This is a genomic window from Alkalibacterium indicireducens (genome assembly GCF_039522005.1).
Taxonomy (GTDB): Bacteria; Bacillota; Bacilli; order Lactobacillales; family Carnobacteriaceae_A; genus Alkalibacterium; species Alkalibacterium indicireducens.
Window position 1 is genome coordinate 1 of sequence record NZ_BAAADA010000135.1, and the last position, 4,820, is coordinate 4,820.

At 43.2% G+C, this 4,820-nt stretch carries 4 protein-coding genes and 1 riboswitch; of the genes, 2 read left to right on the plus strand and 2 right to left on the minus strand.

What is annotated here, in order from left to right:
- Positions 1-120 precede the first annotated feature (120 nt).
- Complete coding sequence (gene wrbA / locus ABFX15_RS08160) at positions 121-729, minus strand: NAD(P)H:quinone oxidoreductase type IV (protein ID WP_346024965.1); 609 nt, start codon at positions 727-729, stop codon at positions 121-123.
- A 753-nt stretch (positions 730-1,482) separates the two neighbouring features.
- Positions 1,483-1,890, minus strand: a complete 408-nt coding sequence (locus ABFX15_RS08165; protein WP_346024966.1) for a YtxH domain-containing protein — start codon at positions 1,888-1,890, stop codon at positions 1,483-1,485.
- A 197-nt stretch (positions 1,891-2,087) separates the two neighbouring features.
- Here ABFX15_RS08165 and ABFX15_RS08170 point away from each other — a divergent pair, with 197 nt between their 5' ends.
- Both ABFX15_RS08170 and mgtE read left to right on the plus strand, forming a co-directional pair.
- A complete protein-coding gene (locus tag ABFX15_RS08170) occupies positions 2,088-2,789 on the plus strand; it encodes a phosphoribosyltransferase (protein WP_346024967.1) in 702 nt (233 codons plus the stop codon).
- Between the two features lie 100 nt (positions 2,790-2,889).
- Positions 2,890-3,059: riboswitch (M-box (ykoK) riboswitch) on the plus strand.
- A gap of 239 nt (positions 3,060-3,298) precedes the next feature.
- Complete coding sequence (gene mgtE, locus ABFX15_RS08175; RefSeq protein ID WP_346024968.1) at positions 3,299-4,666, plus strand: magnesium transporter; 1,368 nt, start codon at positions 3,299-3,301, stop codon at positions 4,664-4,666.
- The last annotated feature ends 154 nt before the right edge of the window (positions 4,667-4,820 follow it).

Below are 4,820 nucleotides of genomic sequence, written 5' to 3' on the forward strand. Positions count from 1 at the left end.
TAACAGTTCCTACTGCCAAGTCTGTAGTGGACTTTCACCACCAAGTTGTCGCCCATGCCGGGCGCACGAAAAAGATCAGCATTCCCCTGTCGGGAAGCTGATCTTTTTGAATAGATTGAATTAGTTTGAGCCGTTAACGACCATTGAAGTGATATCAAGAGTACGGTTGACCTGGTGCTCAACGGCGCCTTTGACGTCTTCCTGCATTTCACCTTCACCACTTACAGTGACAGATGTACCGTAAGGATTTCCGCCAGCTCCAAATAATACTGGATCAGAGTAACCAGGAGCCGCAATGATTGCGCCCCAGTGCATCATTGAAGTGTATAGTGAAAGGATGGTTGCTTCCTGTCCACCGTGAGGGTTCTGAGCAGAAGACATGGCACTGACAACTTTATTGATTGTCTGTCCAGTTGCCCACAGTCCACCTTGTGAATCGATGTATTGTTTCATCTGAGATGGCATTGTTCCAAAACGTGAAGGAACGCTGAATAAAAGCGCATCTGCCCAAGTGATGTCATCTGAAGTTGCTTCAGGAACATCTTTAGTCGCTTCGTAATGCTCTTTCCATGCAGGGTTTGATTCAATGGCTTCCATTGGCGCAGTTTCAGATGCTTTGACTAGTCTTACTTCTGCTCCTTTAGCTTCTGCAGCAGCTTTCGCCCACTGAGCAAGTTGATAGTTTGTACCTGTTGAGCTGTAATAAATTATAGATAGTTTAACTGACATGTGTATGTGCTCCTTTTTAGTTGGTGTTTCGAAGTAGATTATCTCTAATTCGTATTACTTACCTTTGTATAGTAACTCAAATCGATTGAAGTGTCAACTAATAACTGTTAATAGTTTTTCTAGAAAATTTCAGTGTGATTTAGCAGATTTATTTCCTGGATTCGATGAGCTGGCAATTCCTTTAATGACTTTGAAGGATCTTGGGAGAGCTACTTGTAGTTCAGAGTTCAAAGTCATAAATAAGGTGTAAGTAGCAGGGGAGTTAGTGCTAGTTTAATAGTGGTATTAAGGAATAAGGTATAATTAGCGGCGTTTTAATGATAGTTCGGAGCGAAATCATAAAATAAGGTATAAGTAGAAGCGGTCTAGCGGTAGTTTAGAACAGAATTATAGAATAAGGTATAGCTAGAAGCAGTCTGGTGGTAGCTTGCGGCGACAAAATATAATAAGATGCAAGTAGAGACGGTCTAGCGGTAATTCAGAGCAAAATCATGGAATAAGGTATAAGTAGACGAGGTCTACTTATAGATCAGAACACCTTTGACCCAATTAACTATAAGTAGCCCAAAGGCAGTTCAGCAATAAATTAGGGTGAACAGATAGCGTAAGCATTTAGTACATAGCCTCTAATGAGTAAACTCTTCATGAAATGCACAAGAAAAGACAGAAAAAACAAGCCAGTACCAACAGGAAGTCCTGCTGGTACCGGCTTGTTAAGTTCGCTCATCTATTTCAGACTATTGAGTAAAAGACCTAGCCAGGTTCGCCTGGAATTTTAGATCCATGGTCATGATCCTTATTCAGATCTTCAGTAGCCTGATCGACTTCTGCAGATACTTCTTCTGCAGCTTCTTCAGTAGTTACTTTAACTTCGTCTTTCAGGTCCATCGCTTCTTTTCTGATTTCTTCAGAAGCATGATGAAGCTGCTCACGAAGTTCCTGAGCTGTCTTGGAAATAGTCAGCTTGATGTTTTCAGTTGCTTCGCCCGTAGTTTGAGCCAGTTCTCCAGATTTCACTTTCGCTTTATCTGCGTATTCACTAGCCTGTTTTTTCGAATCATCGAATCGACGAGCGATATCGTCACGTGTTTCTTTCCCGCTTTTAGGAGCAAACAGTAATCCTAGAGCTGCTCCGATTAATGCGCCTTTAATAAATGACATAGTGCATTCCTCCCTGACAAATAAATAATGTTGAATTCTCTCTACTCATTATAGAACAAACTTTACTTTTTTGAAAAGAGAATCCCTCGAGAGATTTGAAAACCTCATCGTTCGGATAGAAAAGGGCTATGAATGGACCTGATGAGATAATATGCTATAATCGATGTGTAAAGAATGAAAAGCCACAGGTCAATGAAATGTTGGGTAAAATAAATGGCAGATTTGGAAGAAATAGTCACTCTCTCAAGAAGAAAAAGACAGGAGAGGATTTTATTCTTTTTCATAACCGACAGGATGCAGGCAGACAACTGGCCGAAAAACTCAATCATATAGATGTGAAGAATGCAGTCGTGCTCGCTCTTCCAAGAGGCGGGGTGCCCTTAGGTATAGAAATTGCCCGCAAACATCAGCTGGACTTCGACGTTTTGCTGTCGAAAAAGATCGGACATCCGTATCAGCCAGAATACGCGATCGGTGCAGTTTCAGAAAGTGGCGACCCGCTGCTGAATCGAATGGAAACAGACCGGATCGAAGATGACTGGCTTGAAAGAGAAGTAAAGGTATTGAGAAAACAGATGACAAACCGACGGCAGATGTATGCAAAGTGGCTGGAAACTAAAGCGGTAAAGGGCCGTCCAGTGATTATTGTAGACGATGGGATCGCTACTGGACTCACAATGAAAGCAGCGATCAATGCAGTAATAGATCAGGGCGCAGAGAAGATAATCATCGCTGTGCCTGTTATTCCTATGGACACCTATAGAACGCTGAAAAAAGCAGTCGATCAGGTGGTAGCCGTTGAGGTACCGGATTATTTTCTGGGGGCGGTCGGGGCCTACTATGATCATTTCCCTCAAGTAGAAGACAATGAAGTGGAAAAGCTTCTGAAGTCATTGTAATAAACTAACAGTCTACTCATTAAAAATGTGACAGAAATGTAAAAAGTGCTTTTTTTCTTTGACACAGAGTAAACTATTATATAAACTGAAAAACGGTAAATCAAATACTTGTTAGGAGAGGCTCCTAAATGAACACAGGCTATTGCCCAAAAACTTCGAGAGAAGCCAATGGGTAGAACAGGCATGATCGGATTAAGGTCTTGCATAAGATAGCTGATTCCTCGCGAATCTACGTCATTTAGTGCTAAAACCCAGACGAAGAGTAGATGTATGATCATTTGGCCTGCATTGACAGGCAAATGTATAATTACAATAAGCAGCACGAGTGTTTACTCTTTATTCTGATAATGGTTTAGTATGCGGCTTCCGGACACAATCTGGAGGCCGTTTTTATCTGCAAAAAAATGGGGGTGGAGTCATGGTGATAAATGACGACAGTGAAAGTTTAAGTTGGCTGGTAAGTATAACGGGAGAACATTGGAATAACATAATATATTGGAGGAATCATCATGGAAAAATTCAAAAACACAGTATGGACTCATCTTGAGAAAAGAGATATGGAAAGCTTGAAGCAGACACTGTCAGGTGCAGGGGATCTTGATCTGATTAATCTGCTGCATGACCTGCCTGCGGACGAAAAGGCAGTGGTCTTTCGCCTGCTGTCTAAAGACCGTGCGCTGGATATATTTGAGGATCTGGATCCGAACAGTCAGCAGCAGCTGATCAGCTCGTTCAGTGAAGAACGAGTCATCGAGGTCTTTGCAGAAATGGCCCCGGATGATCGTGTACGTCTGCTGGACGAATTTCCAGCTAAGGTCACGAAAAAAATCATCGGCTCACTCAACCAGGAAGAACGGCAGGCAACGGCGCTGCTTATGGGTTACGAAGAAGAAACAGCGGGTCGTCTGATGACACCGGAATACGTAACGGTCAAAAAAGAACAGACTGTGAAAGAAGCGCTTGAGGCAATTAGATTGACGGCTGCTGAAAAAGAAACGATTTATATCGTGTACGTGACCGATGCAAAAAGAATGCTGGAAGGTGTGCTGTCACTAAGAGAACTGGTCATCGCTGATCCTGATGCACGTATCGAAACGGTCATGCACAAGCGTGTAGCGAAAGTTTCGACGGATACCGATCAGGAAGAGGCCGCACGTATGCTTCAGACGCTCGACTTTCTTGCTCTGCCAGTCGTTGATAAGGAAAATCGGATCGTTGGAATCCTGACTTTCGATGACGCCATGGATATCATCGAAGAAGAAACAACAGAAGATATCTTCGATAAAGCCGGTCTGGCGGACTTAAATGATCGGGAATCCAACCGCAGTGAGCGTCTGGTCAACGGGTCTATTATGCAGATTTGGAAGGTCAGGCTGCCTTTCCTCGTTATTACGATGGTCGGGGGTCTGCTTGCAGGTGTCGTTATCGATTCATTTGAAGAAGCCCTTGAAGCAATTGCGGCAGTAGCGATCTTCATTCCGGTCATTATGGATATGGGAGGGAGTGCAGGAACGCAGTCCTCAACTATTTTCGCCCGTGGACTGATTCTGGGTCATGTCGATACCAACCGTTTTATGAAGCATTTAGGTAAAGAGACGCTGGTCGGTCTAAGTATGGGTGCATTAGTGGGGCTGGTGACAGGGATCATTGCTTCCGTCTGGCAGGGCATTCCTGAACTGGGAATAGCCGTTGGTGTCGCTCTGGCAGTTACTATGACTCTCGCAACCGTACTTGGTTTCTTTATTCCTTACATCCTGTTCAAACTGGGCATCGATCAGGCTGCAGGAGCAGATCCGATCATTACGACGATTAAAGATATATCTGGGCTGGTCATTTACTTCGTATTAGTCACTCAGCTGCTTGGCTACTTGATGTAATTTAAGAACCCAATAATTGAAATAAAGCAGGCTGTCACTCACGGCGATCTGCTTTTTTTGGTAAACTACGATAAGAAGAATACTTGGAACTGTCAAATTTTTTATGAAAACTAAAAATTAAAGGTGGTGAAGGCCCACTGACTATACCAATCGG